This is a genomic window from Erwinia plantamica, from assembly GCF_043420595.1.
Taxonomy (GTDB): domain Bacteria; phylum Pseudomonadota; class Gammaproteobacteria; order Enterobacterales; family Enterobacteriaceae; genus Erwinia; species Erwinia aeris.
On sequence record NZ_JBGCUC010000018.1, the window covers coordinates 39,287 to 63,548 of the forward strand.

The 24,262-nt window shown below is 56.5% G+C and carries 23 protein-coding genes and 2 pseudogenes; 11 read left to right on the forward strand and 14 right to left on the reverse strand.

Features of this window, described 5'->3' with window-relative positions; translation table 11 throughout:
* Positions 1-40: 40 nt before the first annotated feature.
* The 4 genes and pseudogenes from AB3U87_RS17640 to AB3U87_RS17655 all read left to right on the forward strand — a co-directional run bounded on the left by AB3U87_RS17640 (position 41) and on the right by AB3U87_RS17655 (position 6,247).
* Entirely contained in the window at positions 41-634 is a 594-nt protein-coding gene (locus AB3U87_RS17640) for a YiiQ family protein (protein ID WP_394149926.1), read from the forward strand.
* Positions 635-753: 119 nt separating this feature from the next.
* A complete protein-coding gene (tpiA, locus tag AB3U87_RS17645) occupies positions 754-1,521 on the forward strand; it encodes a triose-phosphate isomerase (protein WP_253457069.1) in 768 nt (255 codons plus the stop codon).
* Positions 1,522-2,139: 618 nt separating this feature from the next.
* A pseudogene (mqo, locus tag AB3U87_RS17650) lies at positions 2,140-3,696 on the forward strand (malate dehydrogenase (quinone)); the annotation flags it as partial.
* A 151-nt stretch (positions 3,697-3,847) separates the two neighbouring features.
* Positions 3,848-6,247, forward strand: a complete 2,400-nt coding sequence (locus AB3U87_RS17655) for a phosphoketolase family protein (RefSeq protein ID WP_394149928.1) — start codon at positions 3,848-3,850, stop codon at positions 6,245-6,247.
* Positions 6,248-6,277: 30 nt separating this feature from the next.
* On the opposite strand, the gene AB3U87_RS17660 is transcribed toward AB3U87_RS17655, so the two are convergent.
* Positions 6,278-6,862, reverse strand: coding sequence for a LysE family translocator (locus tag AB3U87_RS17660; protein WP_253457064.1), 585 nt, complete (start codon positions 6,860-6,862; stop codon positions 6,278-6,280).
* A gap of 136 nt (positions 6,863-6,998) precedes the next feature.
* Between AB3U87_RS17660 and AB3U87_RS17665 the strand changes: the two genes are divergently transcribed.
* On the forward strand, positions 6,999-8,456 hold the full coding sequence (locus AB3U87_RS17665) for an aminotransferase-like domain-containing protein (protein ID WP_370734995.1): 1,458 nt from the start codon (positions 6,999-7,001) through the stop codon (positions 8,454-8,456).
* A gap of 4 nt (positions 8,457-8,460) precedes the next feature.
* On the opposite strand, the gene AB3U87_RS17670 is transcribed toward AB3U87_RS17665, so the two are convergent.
* The gene (locus AB3U87_RS17670) at positions 8,461-9,084 is read right to left on the reverse strand and encodes a glutathione S-transferase family protein (RefSeq protein WP_253457057.1); all 624 of its coding nucleotides are present in this window, start codon (positions 9,082-9,084) and stop codon (positions 8,461-8,463) included.
* Positions 9,085-9,234: 150 nt separating this feature from the next.
* Between AB3U87_RS17670 and AB3U87_RS17675 the strand changes: the two genes are divergently transcribed.
* Positions 9,235-10,086 carry a PhzF family phenazine biosynthesis protein gene (locus AB3U87_RS17675; protein WP_301252475.1) on the forward strand — a complete coding sequence of 284 codons (852 nt, stop codon included), beginning with the start codon at positions 9,235-9,237 and terminating at the stop codon, positions 10,084-10,086.
* Positions 10,087-10,128: 42 nt separating this feature from the next.
* Here AB3U87_RS17675 and AB3U87_RS17680 read toward each other — a convergent pair whose 3' ends face one another.
* The gene (locus tag AB3U87_RS17680) at positions 10,129-10,887 is read right to left on the reverse strand and encodes an SDR family NAD(P)-dependent oxidoreductase (RefSeq protein WP_253457052.1); all 759 of its coding nucleotides are present in this window, start codon (positions 10,885-10,887) and stop codon (positions 10,129-10,131) included.
* Positions 10,888-11,002: 115 nt separating this feature from the next.
* Here AB3U87_RS17680 and AB3U87_RS17685 point away from each other — a divergent pair, with 115 nt between their 5' ends.
* Positions 11,003-11,902, forward strand: coding sequence for a LysR family transcriptional regulator (locus tag AB3U87_RS17685; RefSeq protein WP_301730971.1), 900 nt, complete (start codon positions 11,003-11,005; stop codon positions 11,900-11,902).
* A 56-nt stretch (positions 11,903-11,958) separates the two neighbouring features.
* Positions 11,959-12,954, forward strand: a complete 996-nt coding sequence (gene yhjD, locus AB3U87_RS17690; RefSeq protein ID WP_253457045.1) for an inner membrane protein YhjD — start codon at positions 11,959-11,961, stop codon at positions 12,952-12,954.
* A 6-nt stretch (positions 12,955-12,960) separates the two neighbouring features.
* Here yhjD and AB3U87_RS17695 read toward each other — a convergent pair whose 3' ends face one another.
* From AB3U87_RS17695 to cpxP, 6 genes and pseudogenes are all read right to left on the reverse strand, one after another.
* Positions 12,961-13,719, reverse strand: coding sequence for a CDP-diacylglycerol diphosphatase (locus AB3U87_RS17695; protein ID WP_253457043.1), 759 nt, complete (start codon positions 13,717-13,719; stop codon positions 12,961-12,963).
* Between the two features lie 197 nt (positions 13,720-13,916).
* Entirely contained in the window at positions 13,917-14,909 is a 993-nt protein-coding gene (locus AB3U87_RS17700) for a sulfate ABC transporter substrate-binding protein (protein WP_394149932.1), read from the reverse strand.
* A 151-nt stretch (positions 14,910-15,060) separates the two neighbouring features.
* Positions 15,061-16,023, reverse strand: coding sequence for a 6-phosphofructokinase (pfkA, locus tag AB3U87_RS17705; protein WP_125290594.1), 963 nt, complete (start codon positions 16,021-16,023; stop codon positions 15,061-15,063).
* Positions 16,024-16,227: 204 nt separating this feature from the next.
* Positions 16,228-17,124: a CDF family cation-efflux transporter FieF gene (gene fieF, locus AB3U87_RS17710; protein ID WP_253457039.1), complete on the reverse strand. Its 897-nt coding sequence runs from the start codon at positions 17,122-17,124 to the stop codon at positions 16,228-16,230.
* 188 nt (positions 17,125-17,312) lie between these two features.
* Positions 17,313-17,585: pseudogene (locus AB3U87_RS17715) on the reverse strand (type II toxin-antitoxin system HicB family antitoxin); the annotation flags it as partial.
* A gap of 170 nt (positions 17,586-17,755) precedes the next feature.
* Positions 17,756-18,265: a cell-envelope stress modulator CpxP gene (cpxP, locus tag AB3U87_RS17720; RefSeq protein WP_253457037.1), complete on the reverse strand. Its 510-nt coding sequence runs from the start codon at positions 18,263-18,265 to the stop codon at positions 17,756-17,758.
* Positions 18,266-18,417: 152 nt separating this feature from the next.
* On the opposite strand from cpxP, the gene cpxR reads away from it, so the two are divergent.
* From cpxR to trmL, 3 genes are read left to right on the forward strand one after another with little or no spacing between them, the layout of a single operon-like run.
* Positions 18,418-19,116 carry an envelope stress response regulator transcription factor CpxR gene (gene cpxR, locus AB3U87_RS17725; protein ID WP_125290597.1) on the forward strand — a complete coding sequence of 233 codons (699 nt, stop codon included), beginning with the start codon at positions 18,418-18,420 and terminating at the stop codon, positions 19,114-19,116.
* On the forward strand, positions 19,113-20,489 hold the full coding sequence (gene cpxA / locus AB3U87_RS17730) for an envelope stress sensor histidine kinase CpxA (protein WP_125290598.1): 1,377 nt from the start codon (positions 19,113-19,115) through the stop codon (positions 20,487-20,489). The genes cpxR and cpxA overlap by 4 nt, the downstream gene beginning before the upstream one ends.
* A gap of 41 nt (positions 20,490-20,530) precedes the next feature.
* Positions 20,531-21,004, forward strand: a complete 474-nt coding sequence (trmL, locus tag AB3U87_RS17735; RefSeq protein ID WP_125290599.1) for a tRNA (uridine(34)/cytosine(34)/5-carboxymethylaminomethyluridine(34)-2'-O)-methyltransferase TrmL — start codon at positions 20,531-20,533, stop codon at positions 21,002-21,004.
* Here trmL and cysE read toward each other — a convergent pair.
* The 5 genes from cysE to AB3U87_RS17760 are packed head-to-tail and all read right to left on the reverse strand — an operon-like array spanning position 21,001 to position 24,096.
* Positions 21,001-21,822, reverse strand: a complete 822-nt coding sequence (gene cysE / locus AB3U87_RS17740) for a serine O-acetyltransferase (protein ID WP_253457035.1) — start codon at positions 21,820-21,822, stop codon at positions 21,001-21,003. The two genes, trmL and cysE, sit on opposite strands and share 4 nt — an antisense overlap.
* A gap of 47 nt (positions 21,823-21,869) precedes the next feature.
* Positions 21,870-22,880 carry an NAD(P)H-dependent glycerol-3-phosphate dehydrogenase gene (gene gpsA, locus AB3U87_RS17745; protein WP_394149937.1) on the reverse strand — a complete coding sequence of 337 codons (1,011 nt, stop codon included), beginning with the start codon at positions 22,878-22,880 and terminating at the stop codon, positions 21,870-21,872.
* Positions 22,880-23,347, reverse strand: coding sequence for a protein-export chaperone SecB (gene secB, locus AB3U87_RS17750; protein WP_125290602.1), 468 nt, complete (start codon positions 23,345-23,347; stop codon positions 22,880-22,882). Before secB ends, gpsA begins: the two co-directional genes overlap by 1 nt.
* Before the next feature lie 48 nt (positions 23,348-23,395).
* The gene (gene grxC / locus AB3U87_RS17755; protein ID WP_125290603.1) at positions 23,396-23,647 is read right to left on the reverse strand and encodes a glutaredoxin 3; all 252 of its coding nucleotides are present in this window, start codon (positions 23,645-23,647) and stop codon (positions 23,396-23,398) included.
* A gap of 17 nt (positions 23,648-23,664) precedes the next feature.
* Positions 23,665-24,096 (reverse strand): rhodanese-like domain-containing protein, encoded by a 432-nt coding sequence (locus AB3U87_RS17760; RefSeq protein WP_253457030.1) that lies wholly within the window; start codon positions 24,094-24,096, stop codon positions 23,665-23,667.
* Between the last annotated feature and the right edge of the window lie 166 nt (positions 24,097-24,262).

Genomic DNA, 24,262 nt, shown 5'->3' on the forward strand with positions numbered 1-24,262 from the left:
TTTAATCTTGCGTTAACTGCATTAGTTAGAGCGACAGATAATGAATAAAGCGTTGTTCACGGGTTTTACGTTACTGGTCTGGCTGAGTACCGCGTCCGTTCGGGCCGAAGCCGATCCTCAGGAGCGTGCTGAACATATGCCTACAGCGCCCTATCTTCTGGCGGGTGCGCCGACCTTTGATATGACTATCGGCCAGTTTCGCGAAAAGTATAATGCTATCAATCCAAAGTTACAGATTGCTGAATACCGGGCGACGGACAGCCGCGGTGATAAAAGTAATTTGACCCGTGCCGCCAGCAAGATCAATGAAAATCTCTACTCTTCTACCGCGCTGGAACAGGGAACCGGAAAGATCAAAACGTTACAGATTACCTGGCTGCCGGTGCCCGGCCCGGAAGAGAAAGCCGCACGGGATAAAGCGCTGGCCTATATGATTGCGCTGACGAGGTTTTTTGAACCGACGCTGACTCAGGAACAGAGTCAGAAGCGGCTGGACGATCTGCTGAGTAAAGGGAAAGGCTCGCGCTACTATGCCCAGGCGGAAGGCGCGCTGCGCTACGTGGTGGCCGACAACGGCGAAAAAGGGCTGACCTTCGCCATCGAGCCGGTAAAACTCGCCCTGAACGGTGGCTAACCGGGTTTAAAAATGACGAAAAGCAAAGCTCTGAAGGGCTTTGATCTCTATACTGTCCGGCAGACAACGCTGCTGAGGCAGGGTAATTAAACCGTATCGCGCTAAGCGTGGAGGATAGAATGCGACATCCGTTAGTAATGGGTAACTGGAAACTGAACGGCAGCAAACACATGGTCAACGAGCTGATTGCCGGTCTGCGTAATGAGCTGAGCGCCGTCGATGGCTGCGGCGTAGCCATTGCCCCTCCAACGATTTATCTGGATCTGGCGAAGCACGCCAGCTCGGGTAGCCATATCGTGCTTGGCGCGCAGAACGTAGACGTTAACCTGTCTGGCGCGTTCACCGGCGAAGTATCCGCCGAGATGCTGAAAGACGTAGGCGCGAAATACATCATTATCGGCCACTCCGAGCGTCGCACTTATCATAAAGAGAGCGACGAGCTGATTGCCAAAAAATTCGCGGTGCTGAAAACGGCCGGTCTGATCCCGGTACTGTGCATTGGCGAAACCGAAGCGGAAAACGAAGCGGGTAAAACCGAAGAAGTTTGCGCACGCCAGATTGACGCCGTGCTGGAAACCCAGGGCGCTGACGCGTTCAACGGCGTGGTCATTGCCTATGAGCCAGTCTGGGCTATCGGCACCGGCAAATCCGCTACCCCTGCACAGGCCCAGGCCGTGCATAAATTTATCCGTGACCATATCGCCAAAAAAGATGCCGCTGTCGCAGAACAGGTCATTATCCAGTACGGCGGTTCCGTTAACGATAAGAATGCGGCCGAGCTGTTTGCCCAGCCGGATATCGACGGCGCGCTGGTTGGCGGCGCATCGCTGAAAGCGGATGCTTTCGCGGTAATCGTTAAGGCTGCCGCAGCGGCTAAAAAAGCCTGACGCTGCCGATAAAGCACAGTGCCTGTTCCGTCCGGCAGCATGCCGGACGTATCAATCTGTGACGCCTGTTCCGCCCGTGCGGAGCAGGCATTTTTTTGCCCGGCCTGCGCGGAGGTTTTTTTAATCGGCCTGTCCGCACGGAGATATCCGCCCTCATTTTACCCGCCACGCGGCTGGATCATCCGCTGGCCTTTCCCACTTAACAAACAATTAACATTTAATAACAACTAAATTCTCTGCGATCTTCCCTGCTCACGCCTGCTTTTCAGGCTTTACCTGTCTGCTTTTTGCACAACCCCATCCGAAGAAAGCCAAATTATCCTTATGAAAATTAATAATAAATAACCGATAACTCTCTTTGCCGTTTCGCTGAAGCAGCCTCTGGTATTACTTCCTCTAATTTTGTTTGATTATTCATTCTCATTTTTAATCTTTAAACAATTTTTTAATTGCTACGTAACAATGGTATATTTCCACAACGCTTAACGCGCGTTAATCATCCGTTTTTGTGATGGAAGCGCACTGTACTCAGCGAAGCGGCTACCACGGTCCGAAAGAGATCGCCGCCGTTTCACCTGCTCACCATGTTGATTTATCAACATACGGAGAAGTCGCCTCATGCCAAAATTAGCAGGACTTCTGGCCGCTATGGGCTCTGCGAAAGCCGCTACGGCAGATGAAGAAAAAGACGTATTACTGATCGGCGGAGGCGCGATGAGCGCTACGCTTGGCACCTGGTTGCAGGCTCTGGAACCCGAGTGGCGCATCAGTATGATCGAGCGCCTGGACAGCGTGGCTGAAGAAAGCTCCAACGGCTGGAACAACGCCGGTACCGGGCATGCCGCGCTGGCCGAAATGAACTATACGCCGCAGAAAGAAGACGGCTCGGTCGATATCAAAAAAGCCGTCGAGATCAACGAAGCGTTTCAGATCTCGCGCCAGTTCTGGTCCCATCTGGTCCAGAAAGGCGTCCTGCGCAATCCACGCAGCTTTATCAACACCGTTCCCCATATGAGCTTTGTCTGGGGCGACGACAACGTGGCGTTCCTGAAGAAACGCTTTACGGCGCTGCAGAAAAGCTCGCTGTTTCGCGGTATGGAGTATTCAGAAGACCCGGAGCAAATCAGGGCGTGGGCACCGCTGCTGATGGAAGGACGTGACGACAAAGATCGCGTTGCCGCCACGCGCATCACCACCGGCACCGACGTGAACTTCGGCGAAATCACGCGCCAGATGGTGGCATCGCTACAGAAAAACCAGCATTTTTCGCTGGAAACCGGCCATGAGGTTCGCGGCTTTAAGCGCAACGGCGACGGCAGCTGGAACGTGACCGTGGCCGATTTGAAAAACAACGGCCGCCGGAAAACCATTCGCGCGAAATATATCTTTATCGGCGCGGGCGGCGCGGCGCTGACGCTGCTCCAGCAGACCGGTATTCCAGAAGCCAGAGAATATGCGGGCTTCCCGGTCGGCGGCGAGTTCCTGGTAAGCGAAAACCCGGAGATCGTGAAGCGCCATCTGGCCAAAGTGTACGGCAAAGCTTCCGTTGGCGCGCCGCCGATGTCCGTGCCGCATCTGGATACGCGGATGCTGGATGGCAAGCAGGTGCTGCTGTTCGGGCCGTTTGCCACCTTCTCGACGAAGTTCCTGAAGCAAGGCTCGCTGTGGGATATGTTCGGCTCCATGACCTCGTCGAACTTTAAGCCAATGGTGCACGTCGGGCTGGATAACTTTAACCTGGTGAAATACCTGATTGGCCAGGTCATGCTGACCGATGACGATCGCTGCCAGGCGCTGCGGGATTATTTCCCGGAGGCGAGAAAAGAGGACTGGCGTCGCGTTAAGGCGGGCCAGCGCGTACAGATTATCAAGAAAGACGCGCAGAAAGGCGGCGTGCTGAAGCTGGGCACGGAGGTCGTCACGTCGCAGGACGGCACCATCTCCGCGCTGCTGGGCGCCTCGCCGGGTGCTTCCACGGCCGCGCCTATCATGATCGATCTGATGAGCAAAGTGTTCGCTGAGCAGATGGCGACGTCGGCATGGCAGGCAAAGCTGAAAGCAATAGTGCCCTCTTACGGCCAGAAGCTGAACGGCAACGTGGCGGCAACCGAGCACCAGCTGGCGGAAACCAGCCGCGTTTTGCAGCTCGACTACACGCCGTTTACCGCGGCCAATGACGAAGCGGCGGTGGCCGCAGCCGTAATCGGTAAATAGTAAAGCCTGAAGGCGGGATCTCCCGCCTTTTTTACGCGCGCATTTTGCCGCTTCCTGCACAACTCCCCCAGGCGTCTATGCTTTTAGCTGACTCATTTAAAAGGAGCAGCTGATGGACACCTCTTCACCCCATTCCGCTACCGAGACTGAATTAGCGCTGCTTGACCGTTACTGGCGCGCCGCTAACTATCTTTCGGTCGGGCAGATTTACCTGATGGCTAATCCTCTGCTGCGCGAGCCGCTGCAGCCTGAACATATCAAGCCTCGTCTGCTGGGGCACTGGGGAACCACGCCGGGCCTGAACTTTATCTATGCGCACCTGAACCGCATTATTCGCCAGCGCGATCTTAACCTGCTTTATATCTGCGGCCCCGGCCACGGCGGGCCAGGCATGGTCGCCAATACCTGGCTGGAAGGCACCTACAGCGAAATCTACCCAAAAGTCAGCGCGGACGCGCAGGGCATGCAGCATCTTTTCCGCCAGTTTTCGTTTCCCGGCGGCATTCCCAGCCACGCGGCGCCGGAAACGCCCGGCTCCATCCATGAAGGCGGCGAGCTGGGCTATTCGCTGGTGCACGCCTTTGGCGCGGCTTTCGATCATCCGGATCTTATCGTGCCCTGCGTGATCGGCGATGGCGAAGCGGAAACCGGCCCGCTGGCGGCCAGCTGGCACGGCACTAAGTTTTTAAACGCCGCGCGGGACGGTGCCGTGCTGCCGATCCTGCATCTGAACGGCTACAAAATTGCCAATCCTACGCTGCTTGGCCGCAGCAGCGATGAGGATCTGCGGCAGCTGTTCGCCGGTTACGGCTATGAACCGCTGTTTGTCAGCGGCGACGACCCGCAAAAAATGCACCGTCTGATGGCCGACACGCTGGATCGTGCTTTCGATCGCATCCGTGACTTCCAGCAGCAGGCGCGTCAGGGCCACACCAGCGACAGCGTACCGGCATGGCCGATGATTATTCTGCGCAGCCCGAAAGGCTGGACCGGCCCAAAAACGGTGGACGGCAAAAAGGTGGAAGGATTCTGGCGCGCGCATCAGGTGCCGGTTTCCGAATGTCGGGAAAACGACGAGCACCGCCAGCTGTTACAAAACTGGCTGCAAAGCTACCGGCCTGACGATCTGTTTGATGAACAAGGCAGGCTTAAACCCGAATTGCAGGCGCTGGCGCCACAGGGCGAAAAGCGCATGGGCGCGACGCCTTACGCCAACGGCGGCCGGCTGCGCAAACCGTTAAAAACGCGGGATATTCGGGAATTTGCGGTAAAAATCGATAAGCCTGGCGACACGCAGGAGCAGTCTACCGCCGTGCTGGCGAGCTATCTGAGCGCTATCTTCCGCGATAACCCTGATAACTTCCGTCTGTTCGGCCCGGACGAAACCGCCTCTAACCGGCTGAGCAAGGTTTTTGACGTCACTAATCGTACCTGGATGGAGGAGATCCGCGATTACGACGAGCAGCTGGCGCCGGATGGGCGGGTAATGGAAATCCTCAGCGAGCATCAGTGTCAGGGCTGGCTGGAAGGCTATCTGTTAACCGGTCGCCACGGCCTGTTCAACTGCTACGAAGCCTTTATTCATATTATCGATTCGATGTTCAACCAGCACGCCAAGTGGCTGAAGGTTTCCCGCAAGCTGCCGTGGCGCGAGCCGATCGCCTCGCTTAACTACCTGCTTTCCTCGCACGTCTGGCGACAGGATCACAACGGCTACAGCCATCAGGATCCCGGTTTTATCGATCACGTTATCAACAAGAAAGCCGATATTGTTCGCGTTTATCTGCCGCCGGATGCCAATACTCTGCTGTGGGTCGGCGATCACTGCCTGAAAACCTGGGACCGCATTAACGTGATCATCGCCGGCAAGCAGCCGGAGCCGCAGTGGCTGAGCATGGATGAGGCTATCGCGCACTGTGAGAAAGGCATGGGGATCTGGCCTTGGGCAGGCAACGAGAAGCCAGGCAAACAGCCGGACGTGGTAATGGCCTGCGCAGGCGACGTGCCGACGATGGAAACGCTGGCGGCCGTCGATCTGCTGCGGCAATATCTGCCCGATCTGTCGGTTCGCGTCGTTAACGTGGTGGATTTAATGGCTTTGCAAACCCGCGACCAGCATCCGCACGGGCTGGAAGAGCAGGATTTCGATGCGATCTTTACGCGCGACAGGCCGGTGGTGTTCGCTTTCCACGGCTATCCGGCGCTGATCCATCGCCTGGCCTACCAGCGCAATAATCATCCGAATTTCCACGTCAGAGGCTTCAACGAAGAAGGCACCACCACCACGCCTTTCGATATGACGGTGCTGAACGAGCTGGATCGTTACCATCTGGCGCAGGAAGCGATCCTGCGCGTGCCCGGTCTGCAGGAGAAAGCCGCCGACGTGCTGGACAAGCTTCAGGAGAAGCTGGCGGCTCATCACGCCTGGGTGCGTGAATACGGCGAGGATATCCCGGAAGTACGGGACTGGAAGTGGCCGTCGCAGGAAGGCGGCGGCGAAGTCGGCGACTAAAACAGAAGGCGGCTTTCGGGCCGCCCTTTTTTATGGCTTTAACACCTCTGCCAGCATCCAGCCGATGGTGGCCACCAGCGACAGCGCCATCACGCTGTTAAAGGCCCGCAGCTTCCACGCCACCTGCAAATGCCTGCCCAATCTGTCGCCCATCATCGCCCAGACCAAAATGCAGGGCAGATTCAGCGCGGCGAAACCGCTCATGATCGGCAGGATGCCGCTGCTGGCGGAATAGATCAGCGCTACGTTGGTGGCCATCAGCCAGGCCTTTGGATTGACCACCTGAAACAGCGCGCTGCCCAGCAGCGTCAGCGGCCTCGCTTTTTCCCGCAGTTCCGGCGCGCCCGCGCGGAAAATCTTCCACGACAGCCACAGCAGATAGGCACAGCCCAGCAGCGTTAAAGGCAGGCGAATGGCGCTCATCCACAGCAGCAGGCTGTCCAGCAGCAGCGCGGCGATCGCTATCTGCAAGGCGCAGCCCAGCGTGATGCCGAACATCATCGGCACGGTGCGGCGCATCCCGAAGTTAACGCCGGAAGTGGCAAGCATCAGATTGTTCGGCCCAGGCGTGATCGACATAACGGTAACGTAGCTGAAAAAAGAGGGATCGAGCATGGCCGCTCTCCTGCAAGTGAATGAGAAGAACATGGTAAGGCGTCTGCGATGATGGTAACAGATTCAGAAATCCACTATTGTTATGAGCACAATCCTTGTTATCGATTAACTGTACCCATTAGCCGGAGACGTGACTGTGTCCATTATCGATCCGCAAGAGCAGACGCTGTATCACCAGCTGGCCGAAACGCTGGCGGAAGCTATTCACAACGGCACCTGGCTGCCGGGTAGCCGCCTTCCCGCCGTGCGCCGCTGCGCCGCTATCCATCAGGTCAGCGTTAACACCGTGCTGACGGCCTATCGGCTACTGGAAGATCGCGGACTGATCGAAGCGCGTCCCCAGTCCGGCTACTATGTCCGGGGCGTTCTGCCTTCGTTAAGGGCGCGCAACGGCCACCAGTCACAGGTGCGCACGCCCGGCAGCGAGAAGCTCGATTTGATCGATACCGTCTTTGCGGCGCAAAACCATCCGGACTATATCAACCTTTCGCTGGCCTGCCCGCAAAACAGCGATTTCTTTCCGACGGCGAAAATCAGCCGCATTATGGCTTCGCTGCTGCGGCGCGAACCTGGGCTGATCGGCCGCTACGCGCTGCCGCCGGGAAGCCAGCGTCTGCGTCGTGAAATCGCCCGGCGCGTAGCGGATTTGGGCATGATGCTCACCGCCGAAGATATTACGCTGACGCACGGCTGTATGGAGGCGCTACAGCTGGCTCTGCGCGCCGTCACCAGGCCCGGCGACTGCATCGGGCTGGAAACGCCCACCTATTTCTACCTCTTCCCTCTGGTGGCGAGCCTGGGCCTGAAGGTGCTGGAGCTGCCTACCGATCCGCAGCACGGTCTGTCGCTGGACGCGCTGGAGCTGGTGCTGCGTGAGCAGCGCATTCAGGCGCTGGTAGCCATGCCGACGGTACAAAATCCGCTGGGCTGCACCATGCGGCTGGAGGATAAAAAGCGGCTGGCGAAGCTGGTTAACCATTATCAGGTGCCGCTGATCGAGGATGGGCTTTATGACGAGCTGCAATTCTGCTGGCCGCTGTCGCCAGCGGTAAAGGCTTTCGATACGGATGGCTGGGTGCTGCACTGCGCCAGCTTCACTAAAACGGTGGCGCCCGATTTTCACGTTGGCTGGATAGCGGCGGGACGTTTTTCCCAGGCGCTGGCGCGGCTTAAGTCGGTTTCTTCCCTGACGGAATCAAAATTGCTGAGCGAAACGCTTGGGCTGTTTCTGGAATCCGGCGGCTACGATCGTCATCTTCGCACCATGCGTCGCCGCTATGCCACGTTAATGGATGAGGCGCGCGGCCTGATCGCCCGGCATTTCCCGCAGGGCACCAGAGCGACGCTGCCCAGCGGCGGCTTTATCTTTTGGGTCGAGCTGCCGGGCCAGATCGACTGCATCGATCTGTTCCACCGCCTGCTGCAGGAGAAAATCTGCCTGACGCCGGGCGCGCTCTATACGCTGAGCGACCGCTGCAACAGCGCGATCCGGCTGACCTGCTGCTACCACTTTGACGAACGCTATACCTGGGCACTGAAGCGCACCGGCGAGCTGGCCTGCGAGATGAGCGGCATCCCGCCCGGCATAGCCTGAGCCGTTACGGCATCCCGTTGCGTCCCCAGTGCGCGTAGCCCTTACGCTTCGTCAGGCGCTCGTAGTAGGCGCGCACCGCCGCCAGCTCGGGATGCTCCATCGGCGTTTCATACCAGCGGTTCACCGACAGCCCAATCGGGATATCGGCCAGCGAGAACGCGTCACCCGCGACAAAAGCGCCGGTTTTTTCCAGCTGCTGATTAAGAATAGCCATCGTGTAGTTCCAGCCTTTACAGGCGGCGGCCAGCAGGCGCGGATCCTGATGGGCGGGGGAATGCCGCACCAGCGACATAAACGCATAGCGCCAGGAAGTATTCAGTTCGGTGGCCTGCCAGTCAATCCACTGATCGACCCGTCCACGGGCGCGCGGTTCCTGTGGGTAGAGCCAGCCGCCTTCATAAGCGTTCGCCAGATAGCGAATGATGGCGTTGGACTCCCATAATATAAAATCGCCTTCCTGAATAACCGGCATTAATGCGTTGGGATTAAGCGCCCTGAATTCGGCCTCCTGAGGCGATCTGGCACCTTCACCCCACTCTTCGCGTGCAGAGGCGATACCCAGTTCCTCACAGGCCCACAGGACTTTACGGACGTTGATAGACGATGCACGCCCCAGTATTTTCAGCATATTTCCGTCACTTTTTTGTTCGGGTTTAGGCTACCTGTTACAGCGTGAACTGATAACGGCGCTCCTTAACCTGAAAATAGCACCTCTTCAGCACCCCGACCGGGAAAATTCCTGATATTGTCAAAGAAAATTAATGGAAAGGAGAGACAGATGACGCAGCTACGCGCTTTTAAACAGGTTGATGTTTTTACCTCTTCGCCTTTAAACGGCAACCCGCTGGCGGTGATCATGGCGGCCGAGGATCTCAGCACAGAGCAGATGCAGGCCGTGGCCCGCTGGACGCATTTATCGGAAACCACCTTTGTTCTGCCGGCAACCAACGAGGCCGCCGATTACCGGGTGCGTATCTTTACGCCGGACGGCGAACTGCCGTTCGCTGGCCACCCAACGCTCGGTACGGCCCATGCGCTGCTGGAATCCGGTATTAGCCTGAAGAAGCCGGGCCAGATTGTGCAGCAGTGCGAGCTGGGGCTGGTAAAGGTTAAGATTGCCGACGACGGCGCGCTGGCTTTTGCCGCCCCGGAGGCGACGCTGACGGAATTTAACGAGGCGCCGCTGGGCAGCGCGTTAAACACCGATGCGATAGAAACCCGTCTGCCGGTAATGATTGCGGATATGGGCATTCGTTTTCTGCTGGTACCAATGGTTTCCGCCGAAGCGGTGCTGGCGATCAAACCCAACGTTACGGAATTTGAACGGCTGCTGAAAAAAGCCCGCGTGACCGGCGTGATGCCGTTTGGCCCTTTGCAGGGCGCAGCGGAACAGTATGAGGTGCGCGGCCTGCTGATGGAGCACGGCTCGCTGTGCGAAGATCCCGTGACCGGCAGCGCCAACGCCTGTCTCGCCCGCTACCTGCAGGCGCAGGGCGTGGAGCTGGATTACCGCGTGCGTCAGGGCACGGCCTTACAGCGCGCCGGTCGCCTGAGCGTCAGCTGGGCGTCGGGCACAGCCTGGATTGGCGGCCAGACGGTCACGGTCATAGACGGCACGATCCGTCTTTGAGGCTAAAGCCGGGAGGCGCGACGCTTCCCGGCCTGAAACGCCTCAGAGAAACATGCCGCCGGACGCCTCGATGCGCTGTCCGGTGATCCAGGCGCTTTCGTCACTGAACAACATGGCGATCGCCTTGCCGATATCGTCCGGCAGCCCCACGCGACCCAGCGCCGTGACGGAAGAGATAAACGCATTAATTTGCGGATTGTCGCGTACTCGCCCATCGCTGAAGTCCGTTGCGATAGCGCCGGGTGCCAGGATATTGACGCGAATGCCCCGCGCCGCCAGCTCTTTCGCCTGATAGCGCGTTAACACTTCCATCGCACCTTTTACCGCCGCATACGCTCCGGAGCCAGGCTGGCTGAAACGCGTCAGGCCGCTGGAGACATTAAGGATATGCCCACCGTCGGCTATCAGCGGCAGCAGCTGCTGCGTCAGAAAAAACGGCCCTTTAAAATGGACGTTAACCAAAGCCTCGAGCTGCGCTTCCGTGGTCGACGCAAAAGGCTCATGCAGCGCCGTGCCCGCGTTGTTTAATAAATAATCAAAGCTGTCGCGCTGCCAGATCGCTTTTAGCTGTTTTTGCACTTCGCTGACAAAGCCGGGAAAGGCCTGACTATCGCCGACGTCCAGCTGTAGCGCGACGCCACGGGCGCCCAGCGCCTCAATTTCCTTGACGACCGCCTGCGCCTCCTGTTCTTTACTGCGCCAGGTAAAAATCACGTCAACGCCCTTTTCAGCCAGTTTCAGCGCGCCGTTTCTGCCTAAACCCCGGCTGCCGCCGGTAATAACCGCAATTTTATGGCTCATTTCTCGCTCCGTAGGTTCCGCTGTGGATAAAAAACAGGATATTGCTCGCAAAGCGATCTATAAATGGTCATGGCTACGCATCACTGTTTCGTTATAAGCAACAATGGGCGGATAAATGGATAAAATTCACGCAATGCAGGTTTTCGTCAGGGTCGCTGAACTTCAGAGCTTCACCCGCGCTGCCGACAGCATGGGATTGCCTAAAGGCAGCCTGTCGCGGCAGCTGCAATCGCTGGAAAACGCGATGGGCGTGCGGCTGCTGCACCGCACTACGCGGCGCGTCCAGCTGACGCAGGACGGCCTGATCTATTACGAACGCTGCCGCGACGTGCTGGCGACGCTGGATGAAATGGATTCGCTGTTCCAGCACGATCCCGCCACGCTAAGCGGCAAGCTGCGGGTGGATATGCCCATCAGCATGGCGTGCGACTATATCCTGCCGCTGCTGCCGGATTTTATGCAGCACTATCCCGGCATCGAACTGGAGCTGAGCAGCAGCGACAGACGCGTGGACGTGGTGCGGGAAGGCTTTGACTGCGTGGTGCGCGTCGGCGTGCTGGAAAGTTCCGGCCTGATCGCCAGGCCTTTGGGTAAGCTGACGCTGATTAACTGCGCCAGCCCTGACTATCTGGCGCGTTTTGGTACGCCGACCACGCCGGACGATCTCGTCTCGCACGCGATGGTGCACTACAGCCAGCAGATTGGCGTGCAGCCGACGGGCTTTGAATACTTTGACGGTAAAAATAGCCGCTATATTCAAACCGGTGGAACGGTAACCGTTAACAGCACGGAAACCTATCGCGCCGCCTGTCTGGCCGGCCTGGGCATTATTCAGGTGCCGGAACGCGGCGTAAAACAGGCGCTGACCGAGCGAAAGCTGGTAGAGATCCTGCCGCATTTTCGCGCCGAACCGATGCCCGTTTCGCTGATTTATCCCCATCGCCGCAACCTGACGCGTCGGGTTCAGGTCTTTATGGAATGGCTGACCCAGGCAATGAAAAACTACGTTGCCTGAGCGTCCGGCTATAATTTGTTTTACGCCATGCACTTGAAGGATATGAAGAAGGATCCATGAAGGAAAATAAACCCGAAGAGAAAAAAGCGGAAAAGCCGCTGATTAATATCAAAACCGGCAATCAAACCGTTGATAAGTCGATTACGCGCGTTTCCCGTCTGGTAAGCTGGTTTCAGGCTATTCCGGCGGTGGCGCATTTTATCCGCGCCGGGGAGCGCTTTACCGACCGCATGGGCAGCCAGTTTGGCGCGGCGATCACCTATTTTTCTTTTCTTTCGCTGATCCCCATTCTGATGGTGTCGTTTGCGGGTGTGGGTTTCGTACTCGCTTCCAATCAGGATCTGCTGACGGATTTGATCGACAGAATGGTTAACAGCATCAGCGATCCTACGCTGGCCACTACCCTGAAAAACAGCGTGAAAACGGCCGTCGAGCAGCGCACTACCGTGGGGATCACCGGCCTGCTGGTGGCGCTCTATTCCGGCATCAGCTGGATGGGCAACCTGCGCGAAGCCGTCCGCGCGCAGTCGCGCGACGTCTGGGAACGTAACCAGCAGGATAAAGAAAAGATTTACTTCAAATACACCCGCGATTTTATCTCGCTGATAGGCCTGGTGCTGGCGCTGTTTATTACCATCATGCTGACTTCGGTCGCTGGTGCGGCGCAGGACGCCATTGTGCGGGCGCTGGGGCTGGACGGTATCGAATGGCTGCGCCCGGCGATGACCACCATTGCCCTGACCATCTCTATCCTGGCGAACTATTTGCTGTTTCTGTGGATTTTCTGGCGCCTGCCGCGCCACCAGCCGCGTAAAAAGGCGCTGTTCCGCGGGACGCTGCTCGCCGCTATCGGCTTTGAGGTGATTAAAGCCATTATGACTATGACGTTGCCGAAGCTGGCTTCTTCACCTTCCGGCGCGGCGTTCGGCTCCGTGCTTGGCCTGATGGCTTTCTTCTACTTTTTCGCGCGTCTGACGCTGTTCTGCGCCGCCTGGATAGCCACGGCGGAATATGCGGATGATGAGCCGGAGCAGGCTAATACTCCGGTCTGATAACAATCAGGATGACGGCTGCAAAATAGCGCAGCTGTGATCCTGAAGCTCTTCCGCCGAACCCCGGTTCAGCAGCAGCAGATTGCGCTTAATCACCATCAGCACCCGCCGCCCGCCCGGCATTGCCGCCACCGCGATACCGTATTTCCCCATCTCCTCACGCGCGCCCGGCAGCTCGTTTGCAATGCGGACAAACGGACTGGTTTTTTTCAGTTCGTCACGGCTCACTATCCTGATCTGATACTCATGCTTACCCAACTGCGCCGACTGCCATTTCTCGCTTAGCGAGCTGTTCAGGCTGTCCAGCCGCCGCCGGATATCCGGACGCAGGCAGGAGATATGAATATGCAGCTGATTTTGCGTTCTGCCGCGCTGCGAGTTAATGCTTAACGCTACCGCGCTGTCGTCTACCGGCGAGCCGCGACGCTCTTCCATATAGTGACGCGCGTGCCAGGCCTCGGCAAAATAGTTAGGAGCAAAAGGATTAAGCAGCTCCGGACTTTCGATACCGGCAAGCTTTTTCACGGGCATTAACAGGAACTGTAGCGGCCCTTCCCGATCTTTCATCACCACGTAGCCGTTGCGCAAATCTACAATGCGGCAGGGCGCCGGATCGTTGTTTTGTTGCTGATTGGGTACGCACTGCTGGCTGACGATATTCCATAATGCATTGGCATTGTGTTTAAAACTGAGCGCCTTGCAGCCTGCAATAACAGCCACGGACGCCACGATGCCCATAATCAGGACACGCGTTCCTCCCTGCATGACAACAACCTCTGCGCGTTAAATTGCGCATAATGTAAACGAATCGTTGCTAAAGGTCATGCTAAATAATCAACACGCGTGACTATTTGGCGGAAGCTTTTTGGAATCAGCAGGATATAACGAAGAAAACAAAAGCCAGTCGGATGACTGGCTTCTGACTGATGACAAACTCACCCTCTGTGAGCATTCTGAAGATATTAACGCTGCATGGCTTTGTCGTAGGTGCCGCCATCCGCAAAATGCGTTTTCTGCGCTTTGGCCCAGCCGCCGAACTTAGGATCGTCGATGGTAAACAGCTTCACCGGCGCGAATTTGTCGGCATATTTTTTCGCCACTGCCGGATCGCGCGGACGATAATAGTTCTGCGCCGCGATATCCTGACCTTCCGGCGAATAAAGGTATTTCAGGTAGGCATCGGCCACTTTACGGGTATCGCGCTCGTCGACCACTTTATCCACAACGGATACCGTCGGCTCGGCCAGAATCGACTCGCTCGGCGTCACAATCTCAAACTGGTCTTTACCAAGCTTGTTGACGGCCAGGTAAGCTTCGTTTTCCCACGCGATCAGCACGTCGCCGATGCCGCGTTCAACAAAAGTATTGGTTGCGCCGCGTGCGCCGGAATCCTGTACTTCAACGTTTTTAAACAGCGCCTTGATATAGGCCAGCGCCTTGTCGTTGTCGCCGTTGTTTTTGTCCAGCGCCCAGCCCCAGGCAGCCAGATAGTTCCAGCGCGCGCCGCCAGAGGTTTTTGGGTTTGGCGTGATCACGGAAACGCCAGGCTTCGTCAAATCCTGCCAGTCGTGGAGCTGTTTTGGGTTGCCCTTGCGGACCAGGAACACAATGGTGGAAGTATAAGGGGCGGAGTTTTCCGGCAAACGCTTGATCCAGTTTTTGTCGATGCGTCCGCGCTCGGCAATAGCGTCCACGTCGGAAGCCAGCGCCAGCGTCACCACATCGGCGCGAATGCCGTTAATCACGGAGGTCGCCTGCTTGCCGGAGCCGCCATGCGACTGACGGATCACCACGTTATCGCCTGTTTCCTGCTTATAGTGCGCGCTGAAAGCTTTGTTGTACTGCTCGTAAAGCTCACGGGTAGGATCGTAAGAGACGTTTAACAGCTGGATATCTTTTGCCAGAACACTGGTTGAAGCCAGCAGCAGGGTTAATCCGATGCTCCACTTTTTCATTATGCGCGCTCCCAAAGGTTTTTTCTGGCAGAGAGCGTGACACAAAGTGACTGCTGACTTAAAGAATTAAAAGATAGCTGTAATAACTGAATGGAATATCACTTTGCATAATAAAGGCGCTGACGGGCAGCGCCTGAAAAGTCATTACGATTTAATAAAGACGTTTAGCCGTATCCAGCCAGTCGCCTTTAAATGGACGCTTCATATTCTCAATGGCGTCAATAATATCGTGATGCACCATCTTCTCATTCTGAATACCGACGCAGCGGCCGCCGTAGCCCTGAAGCAGCAGCTCGATAGAGTAGGCGCCCATCCGTGAAGCCAGAATGCGGTCATAGGCTACCGGCGCGCCGCCGCGCTGAATGTGGCCCAGCACCGTCGAGCGGGTTTCGCGTTTGGTTTCGGATTCGATATATTTCGCCAGCTCGTCGATATCGCAAATGTGCTCGGTAATCGCCACAATCGCGTGCTTTTTACCTTTAGCGATGCCCGCTTTGATTTCCTGCACCAGCTCTTCGCGAGTAAACGGAATTTCCGGCAGGACGATAAATTCGCAGCCGCCCGCGATCGCTGCCGCCAGCGTCAGATCGCCGCAGTAGCGGCCCATCACTTCGACAATAGAGATACGCTGATGGGAAGAAGAGGTATCACGCAGGCGGTCAATGGCCTCTACCACCGTTTCCAGCGCGGTAAAGTAGCCGATAGTGTAATCCGTACCGGCCACGTCGTTATCGATGGTGCCCGGCAGGCCGATGCAGGGAAAGCCCATCTCCGTCAGCCTTTTGGCGCCCATATAGGAGCCGTCGCCGCCAATGACCACCAGCGCATCAATCCCGCGCTTTTTCATATTCTCAATGGCCACGGCACGAACGGACTCTTCGCGGAACTCCGGGAAACGCGCTGACCCCAGGAAAGTACCGCCGCGGTTGATCATATCGGAAACGCTGTAGCGATCCAGATTTACCATGCGGTCTTCATATAATCCCAGGTAGCCGTCATAAATACCAAAAACTTCAAGATTTTCACTCAGCGCCGCACGAACGACACCCCGAATAGCTGCATTCATGCCAGGCGCGTCACCGCCGCTTGTCAGTACACCGATTTTTTTGATCATGACAACCTCTGAACTTGTTAATGCAAATTTTAAATTCTGAACGCCTTGGGGGATCGGCGTACGCGAGCGATCGACTAATGTTGGCAATAGTATATCAAAGCCTTTTAGCTGAATTGATTCAGGTCAGAGATCATTCTGCTATTTTTCCATCGCAAAATAACTCTTTCAGGCAATTTTCGGGTAACTCTTTTAACTCTCTGAAAATCATAGCCCATTCAGCTCCTTTTCAGGTACTACCGAGCAGGGATCCTGGTGAATAGTAATATCAGAACCGGGAAAAGCTTTCAGCAACGCTCGTTCAACTTCTTCCGCAATCAGGTGCGCCTGAAACAGCGTCAGATGGTCTTTTAGTTCCAGATGCAGCTGAATAAAACGCGTCGGGCCGGAAAGACGCGTGCGGATATCGTGTACGCCTTCCACACCGGGCCACTGGCCGGCAATGGTCGCAATTTCTGCCTTCTCTGACTCCGGCAGCGCCCTGTCCAACAGCAGCTGTACTGCTTCGTACCCCATCCGCAGCGCGTTATAGAGGATCCAGACGCCGATACCCAACGCAAACAGCGCATCGGCGCGTTTAAAGCCATACCAGCTCAATCCCAGCGCTATCAGGATGGCGCCGTTCATAATAACGTCAGATTGATAGTGAAGCATATCGGCGCGAATGGCGAGACTGTGGGTTTTGCGCACCACCCAGCGCTGAAAAGCGACCAGAAGTAGCGTAGAAAAGAGCGCAATAAGCGTGACGATAACCCCAACCAACGGCGCACGCATCCCGGCAGGCGTCGACAGATGTTGTAATCCCGTCAGGAAGAGGAAAAGCGCGGAGCCGGAGATAAACATGCTTTGCGCGAGCGCGGCCAGCGATTCGGCCTTGCCGTGTCCGAAGGTATGTTCCTCATCGGCAGGTTGCAGAGAGTAGCGCACCACAAAGAGGTTAGTCAGCGAGGCAGCAATATCCACCAGAGAATCCACCAGCGCCGCCAGCAGGCTGACCGAGCCGGTATACCACCAGGCGAAAATCTTCACCAGAAGTAACAGAGAAGCCAGAGCCGTAGCCGCCAGAGCGGCAGAGTTAACCAGGCGCGCATAATGCTGTGCCATATCGCACTCCGTTCAGGACAGTGGCTTAAGTATACCGGATTTCGGGCAAAAAAAGCCCCGTTATCATGAGGGGAAAGACAGGGGTGGCATTAACCAGTCAAAATTAACTCATTGATAAAGATATTTATATTAAAAAAACGCATCCTGGTCTCATTAAAAAACCTTTTCCGGATGCTGTTTAACAGCGTCTATTGTGATGCGCTAATACGCTCTAACGCTGCCTGAGCCAGAAAGCCCGAGCGGCTTTTAAACGCCGGGTGCCTGGCAACGAAACGATCGATCCGGTCAATAAGAGACTTAGGCAAGGTAACGTTAATTTTTTCAGCGCCGCCCAGCAAACGAAGTATATCCACCTCCACCAGCGCCCACGTATAGCCCGCGAAGTCAGGGTTTTTAGCCAGCGTGCCTACAGTGGCCACGGCAGGAATGTCCTGCCCCAGCTCGACCAGTAACTCTATATGGAGTTATTGGGGTTATCCTTTCACGTGATCGGAAGACAAGCGGCTGTAATGAAGGTTTTTTGAGAAATCATCAGAGGCGGGAGGTGTGAAAAGCCTGATAAAAAAAACCCCCACATCATGTGGGGGAAGACAGGGATGGTGTCTATGGCAAGGAAAAAAGGGATATTCTGCTACTGGTTACTGCCTGTGCTACTTACAGCCTGCAGCGGTGTAACGTGCTGCGCTTCCGTCAGGCGGCGCATTTCGTTTATGCGCTGCTGATGCTTCTGATTCAGAACGGCTTGCTGCGTCGGCGTCAGCAGGTGATACATCTGGTAGCGCACTCGCGCCATCTCTACCTGCCGTGCTACTTCAGCCTGAGCAATTTTGTCGACGCGGGCTTTATAGGCCGCCTCATCAAATTTATCTGCAATAATCATTGCGTGAAGCTGTTCTAAATCGTTAATACTTATGGGAGAACGCTCATGACGAGCCTGCTGCATCAGATCCCGTAACTGCTGGCGCTGCTGTTCGGTAAGATCGATGCCATCAAACATGTGGTTTTGCGGAACTTGCGCCATACTGCCTGGCACTGCGCTACCCCGATGCATCTCGTCAAACGTCGTCACATCTGTAGCCCATGCGGCGGAGAAGCTGAGTATCAGCGCCGGAACCACAACGACGGCGGTAACTTTGCGCATCGTTAACTCCCAGGTTGGTTTCCATATTTCGATTCAACGAAAATCAGTCTACGGGGGCAGCTGCAAACATGCGTCAGGGGGTGTAAAACTACGTAAAGTCATGGATTGCGGGCATTCGTTCACGGTATTTTGCCTGTGGAGGGCGATAAAAAATGAATAAAATCCTGTTGGTTGACGACGATCGCGAATTGACTTCGCTATTGAAAGAATTGCTTGAAATGGAAGGGTTCGACGTACTGGTAGCCGGCGACGGCGAACAGGCACTGGCCCTGTTGGATAGTTCTGTCGATCTGTTACTTCTCGACGTTATGATGCCCAAAAAGAACGGTATTGATACCCTGAAAGAGCTGCGTCAGCAGCATCAAACGCCGGTTATCATGCTGACCGCGCGCGGTAGCGAGCTGGATCGCGTTCTGGGGCTGGAACTGGGTGCGGATGACTATCTGCCTAAGCCCTTCAACGATCGCGAACTGGTGGCCCGCATACGCGCAATTTTACGCCGCTCCAACTGGAGTGAACAGCAGCAACAGCACGACAGCGGTTCCCCAACGCTGGAGGTTGACCATCTGCGCCTGAATCCGGGGCGTCAGGAGGCCAGCTTTGACGACGTCACGCTGGATTTAACCGGTACCGAGTTTACGCTGCTCTATCTGCTCGCGCAGCATCTGGGCCAGGTCGTCTCTCGCGAACACCTGAGCCAGGAAGTGTTAGGCAAACGCTTAACGCCGTTTGACCGCGCCATCGATATGCATATTTCCAATCTGCGCCGCAAGCTGCCGGACCGCAAGGATGGACATCCCTGGTTTAAAACGCTGCGCGGTCGGGGCTATCTGATGGTCTCCGCTACATGATATCGAGCCTGACTACCCGCATCTTTGCCATTTTTTGGCTGACCCTGGCGCTGGTGCTGATGCTGGTGCTGATGGTGCCCAAACTGGATACCCGTCAGATGACGCCGCTGCTTGATAATGAGCAGCGGCAGGGCACCATGATAGAACAACACGTCGAGGCGGAGCTGATGCAGGATCCGCCCAACGATTTAATGTGGTGGCGCAGGCTGTTTCGCGCCATCGACAAGTGGGCACCGCCGGGTCAGCGCCTGCTGCTGGTGACGAGCGAAGGCCGCGTCATCGGCGCACAGCATAACGAAATGCAGGTTATCCGTAACTTTATCGGCCAGTCCGATAACGCCGATCATCCGCAGAAAAAGAAATATGGCCGCACAGAGATGCTCGGGCCGTTTTCCGTGCGCGATGGCGAAGACAGCTATCAGCTCTATCTGATCAGGCCTGCCGGCAGTTCGCAGCTGGATTTTATCAACCTGCTGTTTGACCGCCCGCTGCTGCTGCTGATAGTCACCATGCTGATCAGCTCGCCGCTGCTGCTCTGGCTGGCGTGGAGCCTGGCGAAACCGGCGCGCAAACTGAAACACGCGGCCGATGACGTGGCCGCCGGCAATCTGCGGCAACGCCCTGAGCTCGAATCTGGCCCGCAGGAGTTTCTCGCCGCCGGTTCCAGCTTCAACCAGATGGTGAGCGCGCTGGAGCGAATGATGACCGCGCAGCAGCGCCTGTTGTCCGATATCTCGCACGAGCTGCGCACGCCGCTGACGCGATTACAGCTGGCTACCGCGCTGATGCGTCGTCGCCAGGGTGAAGGTAAAGAGCTACAGCGCATTGAGATGGAGGCGCAAAGGCTGGACGGCATGATCAACGATCTGCTGGTGCTGTCGCGCACCCAGCATAAGAACGCGCTGGTCAGCGAAGCCATGAAGGCCAATCATCTCTGGTCAGGCGTGCTGGACGACGCCCGGTTTGAAGCGGAGCAGATGGGCAAAACGCTGGAAGTCCCCTATCCGCCAGGGCCGTGGCCGCTTTACGGCAACCCGAGCGCGCTGGATAGTGCGCTGGAAAATATCGTTCGTAACGCGCTGCGCTATTCTCATAGCCGTATCGTAGTCAGCTTTTCCGTGGATAAACAGGGTATTACCATCCATGTGGATGATGATGGCCCGGGCGTCAGCGCGGAAGATCGCGAGCAGATTTTCCGGCCGTTTTACCGTACCGACGAGGCGCGCGACCGTGAATCTGGCGGCACCGGCCTGGGGCTGGCGATTGTGGAAACCGCCATTCAGCAACATCGCGGCTGGGTGAAAGCAGATGACAGCCCGCTTGGCGGACTGCGACTGACGCTCTGGCTGCCGCTCTATACCAGCAACAGCTGAATTTGCTATGCTGCGGCCCTTGTGAACGAGGGCCGCTGCTGATGCTGAATATCGTACTTTTTGAACCTGAAATCCCCCCAAACACGGGCAATATTATTCGTCTGTGTGCCAATACAGGCTTTCGCCTGCATCTGATTGAGCCGCTGGGTTTTACCTGGGATGATAAGCGTCTGCGCCGGGCTGGTCTGGATTACCATGAATTCACCGCCATCCAGCGTCACGCCGACTATGCGGCTTTTCTGGCAGCCGAACAGCCGCAGCGCCTGTTTGCGTTGACCACCAAGGGCACGCCCGCGCACAGCGCCGTAAGCTATCAGAAAGGGGATTATTTGCTATTCGGCCCGGAAACGCGCGGCCTGCCCAAAGAGATCCTGGACGCGCTGCCTGCGGCGCAGAAAATTCGTATTCCAATGCAGCCGGACAGCCGCAGCATGAACCTGTCGAATGCGGTTTCCGTGGTGGTTTATGAAGCGTGGCGCCAGCTGGACTATGCGGGCGCGCTGATTAAAAGCTAAATACCGTCGCCGAACTCAAAGCCCGGCACCATACCGTTGAAGTGCTGATCCATCTCCATTGACGGTTTGTCGCTACTGGGTTTGCCGACGATGCGCGCCGGTACGCCGGCCGCCGTGGTATGCGGCGGCACGGGCTGTAGCACCACGGAACCGGCGCCGATTTTGGCACCGCGTCCCACTTCAATATTGCCCAGCACTTTCGCGCCTGCGCCAATCATCACGCCTTCGCGGATTTTAGGATGACGGTCGCCGCTGGTCTTGCCCGTCCCGCCCAGCGTCACCGATTGCAGGATAGAAACATCATCTTCAATCACGGCGGTTTCGCCCACGACAATGCCTGTGGCGTGGTCGAGCATGATGCCGCGCCCGATCTTCGCGGCCGGATGAATATCTACGGCAAAAGAGACAGAGATTTCGTTTTGCAGATAGATGGCCAGCGCACGGCGGCCTTCATTCCACAGCCAGTGGCCGATACGGTAAGCCTGTAGAGCATGAAACCCTTTCAGGTAGAGCAGGGGCGTAGAGTATTTATCGATGGCGGGATCGCGCTGGCGTACGGCCTGAATGTCGCAGGCGGCCGACTGGATCATAGAGGCGTCCTGCTTATAGGCCTCCTGGACAATCTCGCGGATGGCGATAGCGGGCATGATTGGGTTAGCCAGCTTGTTAGCCAGCATATAGCTCAGCGCGCTCCCCAGATCATCGTGCTTTAACAAGGTAGCGTGGTAAAAACTGGCCAGCATCGGCTCGCCTTCCGCCAGCGCCCGCGCTTCCTCTTTGATATAATCCCAGACCACCCCGGGCTCTACACACGGCATTACTCTACTCCCCATCAAATAACAGAATACTGCGGCGCTTCCCTGTCTCAGCTGATGCTGTTTTCGTCTTTCCGTGTACGCCCAAGCAGGCTTAATGCTGCCTCCCGCGCGTTCTTTTCGCAATACAATACCTGATAAATTTGCTCGGTTATCGGCATCTCCACGCCGTAGCGTGCGGCCAGCGCCCTCACCTCTTTGGTATTTCGGAATCCTTCCACTACCTGCCCGATAGTATTTTGCGCCGCCGTCACGTCCATTCCCTGCCCCAGCATCATGCCGAAGCGGCGGTTGCGCGACTGATTATCGGTACAGGTCAGCACCAGATCGCCCAGTCCCGCCATGCCCATAAAGGTGGCGGGATCGGCCCCCAGCGCTACGCCCAGCCGGGTCATCTCCGCCAGGCCCCGGGTAATCAGCGCCGTTCTGGCGTTGGCGCCAAAGCCGATACCGTCAGAAATACCCGCGCCGATGGCGATAACGTTTTTTACCGCGCCGCCAAGCTGCACGCCGGTGAAATCTGGGTTGTTATAAACGCGAAAGCTTTTGCCGCAGTGGAGCAGCTGCTGTAAATCGTCGGCAAATTCGGCATCCGTCGCGGCCAGCGCGATCGCCGTCGGCATGCCCGCCGCCAGCTCTTTGGCAAAGGTCGGGCCGGACACAATCGCCAGCGGCAGATCGTCACCCAGGATTTCGCGCGCCACGTCCTGCAGCAGCCGCCCGGTCTCTTTTTCAAGCCCTTTGGTGGCCCAGACAATGCGGGAGTCGCTGCGCAGGTGCGGTTTAATTTGTTGTAACAGATCGCCGAACACATGGCTGGGCACAACCACCAGCAGATCGCGGCTGGCGGCAATAGCCGTCGCCAGGTCGCTCTCAAGGCTCAGCGAATCGGGAAAAGGAACATCGGGCAGAAAAGCCGCATTGCAGCGGTCAGCCTGGAGCTGCGCCAGATGCTGTGGGTTATGGCCCCACATCACCACGTCGTGTCCGTTACGGGCCAGCGTGATAGCCAGGGCGGTGCCGTACGAGCCGGCACCGAGTACACTCATTGAGGCAGGCATTATGCATCCTGTTGCGGAGCGGCGCCTTCACCTGACTGCTGCTGCAGATAGTTCATAAACAGCGCGTCAAAGTTAACCGGCGCCAGGTTAAGCTGCGGGAAGGTCCCACGGGAAACCAGGCTGGTAATGCATTCGCGCGCATAAGGGAACAGGATGTTCGGGCAGTATGCGCCCAGGCAATGCGCCATCTGGTTGCCGTCAATGCCGGCCACGGAGAAGATGCCCGCCTGCTGCACTTCGCACAGGAAAGCCGTATCTTCGCCCACGGTGGCGGTCACGGTTACGCGCAGAACCACTTCGTATACGTCATCAGCCAGCAGAGTGGATGCCGTATCCAGATCCAGTTTCACTTCTGGTTCCCACTCTTTCTGGAAAACCTGCGGCGCATTTGGTGCTTCAAAAGAGACGTCTTTAGTATAGATACGCTGGATCTGGAAAGACATCTCGGTGTTATTTTGTTCTGACATTTTAAAATCCTATGGGTTAATAATCCGTTATTGCGCCACTTGCCCGCGTTACTGCAGCAGCGGGTCGAGGCCCTGGCGGCCCTCGAGGGCATAGAGGTCGTCACAGCCGCCAATATGCTGTGCATCGATGAAAATCTGCGGAACGGTGGTACGGCCGCTGCGTTTGATCATCTCTTCGCGCTTCTCAGCGTCGCCGTCGATAGCGATTTCCTGGAACGCTACGCCTTTCTGAGCCAGCAGCGCTTTGGCGCGATGACAGAAAGGACAGGTTGCTTTGGTGTAGATCTCAACGTTTGCCATACCTTCGTCTCCAGAAATTATTTGCCACGCACCAGCGGAAGGTTTTCACCGCTCCAGCCAGCCACGCCGTCTTTCAGAATGAAAACCTGTTCAAAACCGGCGGCGTTCAGCTGCGCAGCAGGATCGGCTGCAGAAACGCCGTTAGCGCACACCACGATAACCGGCTTGGTTTTGTGTTTTTCCAGTTCGCCAAAGCTGCCCTTTTTGATATCGGCAGCCAGCACGTTGATCGCGTTAGAAATATGGCCTTTACGGAAGTCATCGCGCCCGCGCACGTCCACTACCACGGCTTCTTCTTTGTTAATCAGACGCGTTGCTTCGCCGCGACTGATGGTTTTTACCTTGGAGAACATGCCCTTAACAGTGGTCACGATCACCAAAACCAGCAGGACGACCCATGCCAGACTAAGAAGGGTATGATTGCCTGCGAACTGCATAATATCTTGCATGAGGGGTAACAACTCCCGAAAGGGTTAATAAGCGAAAACAAGGCTTCTGAGTATACCTGCCAGGCGTTTCATGTACAGACGCGATGCCGTCAGAGTTGCTTTTTCTGCGGCAAATTTCCCAAAAAAATTGGCTTATGTCATAAACGTTCGATCCGAAGGTTAACGC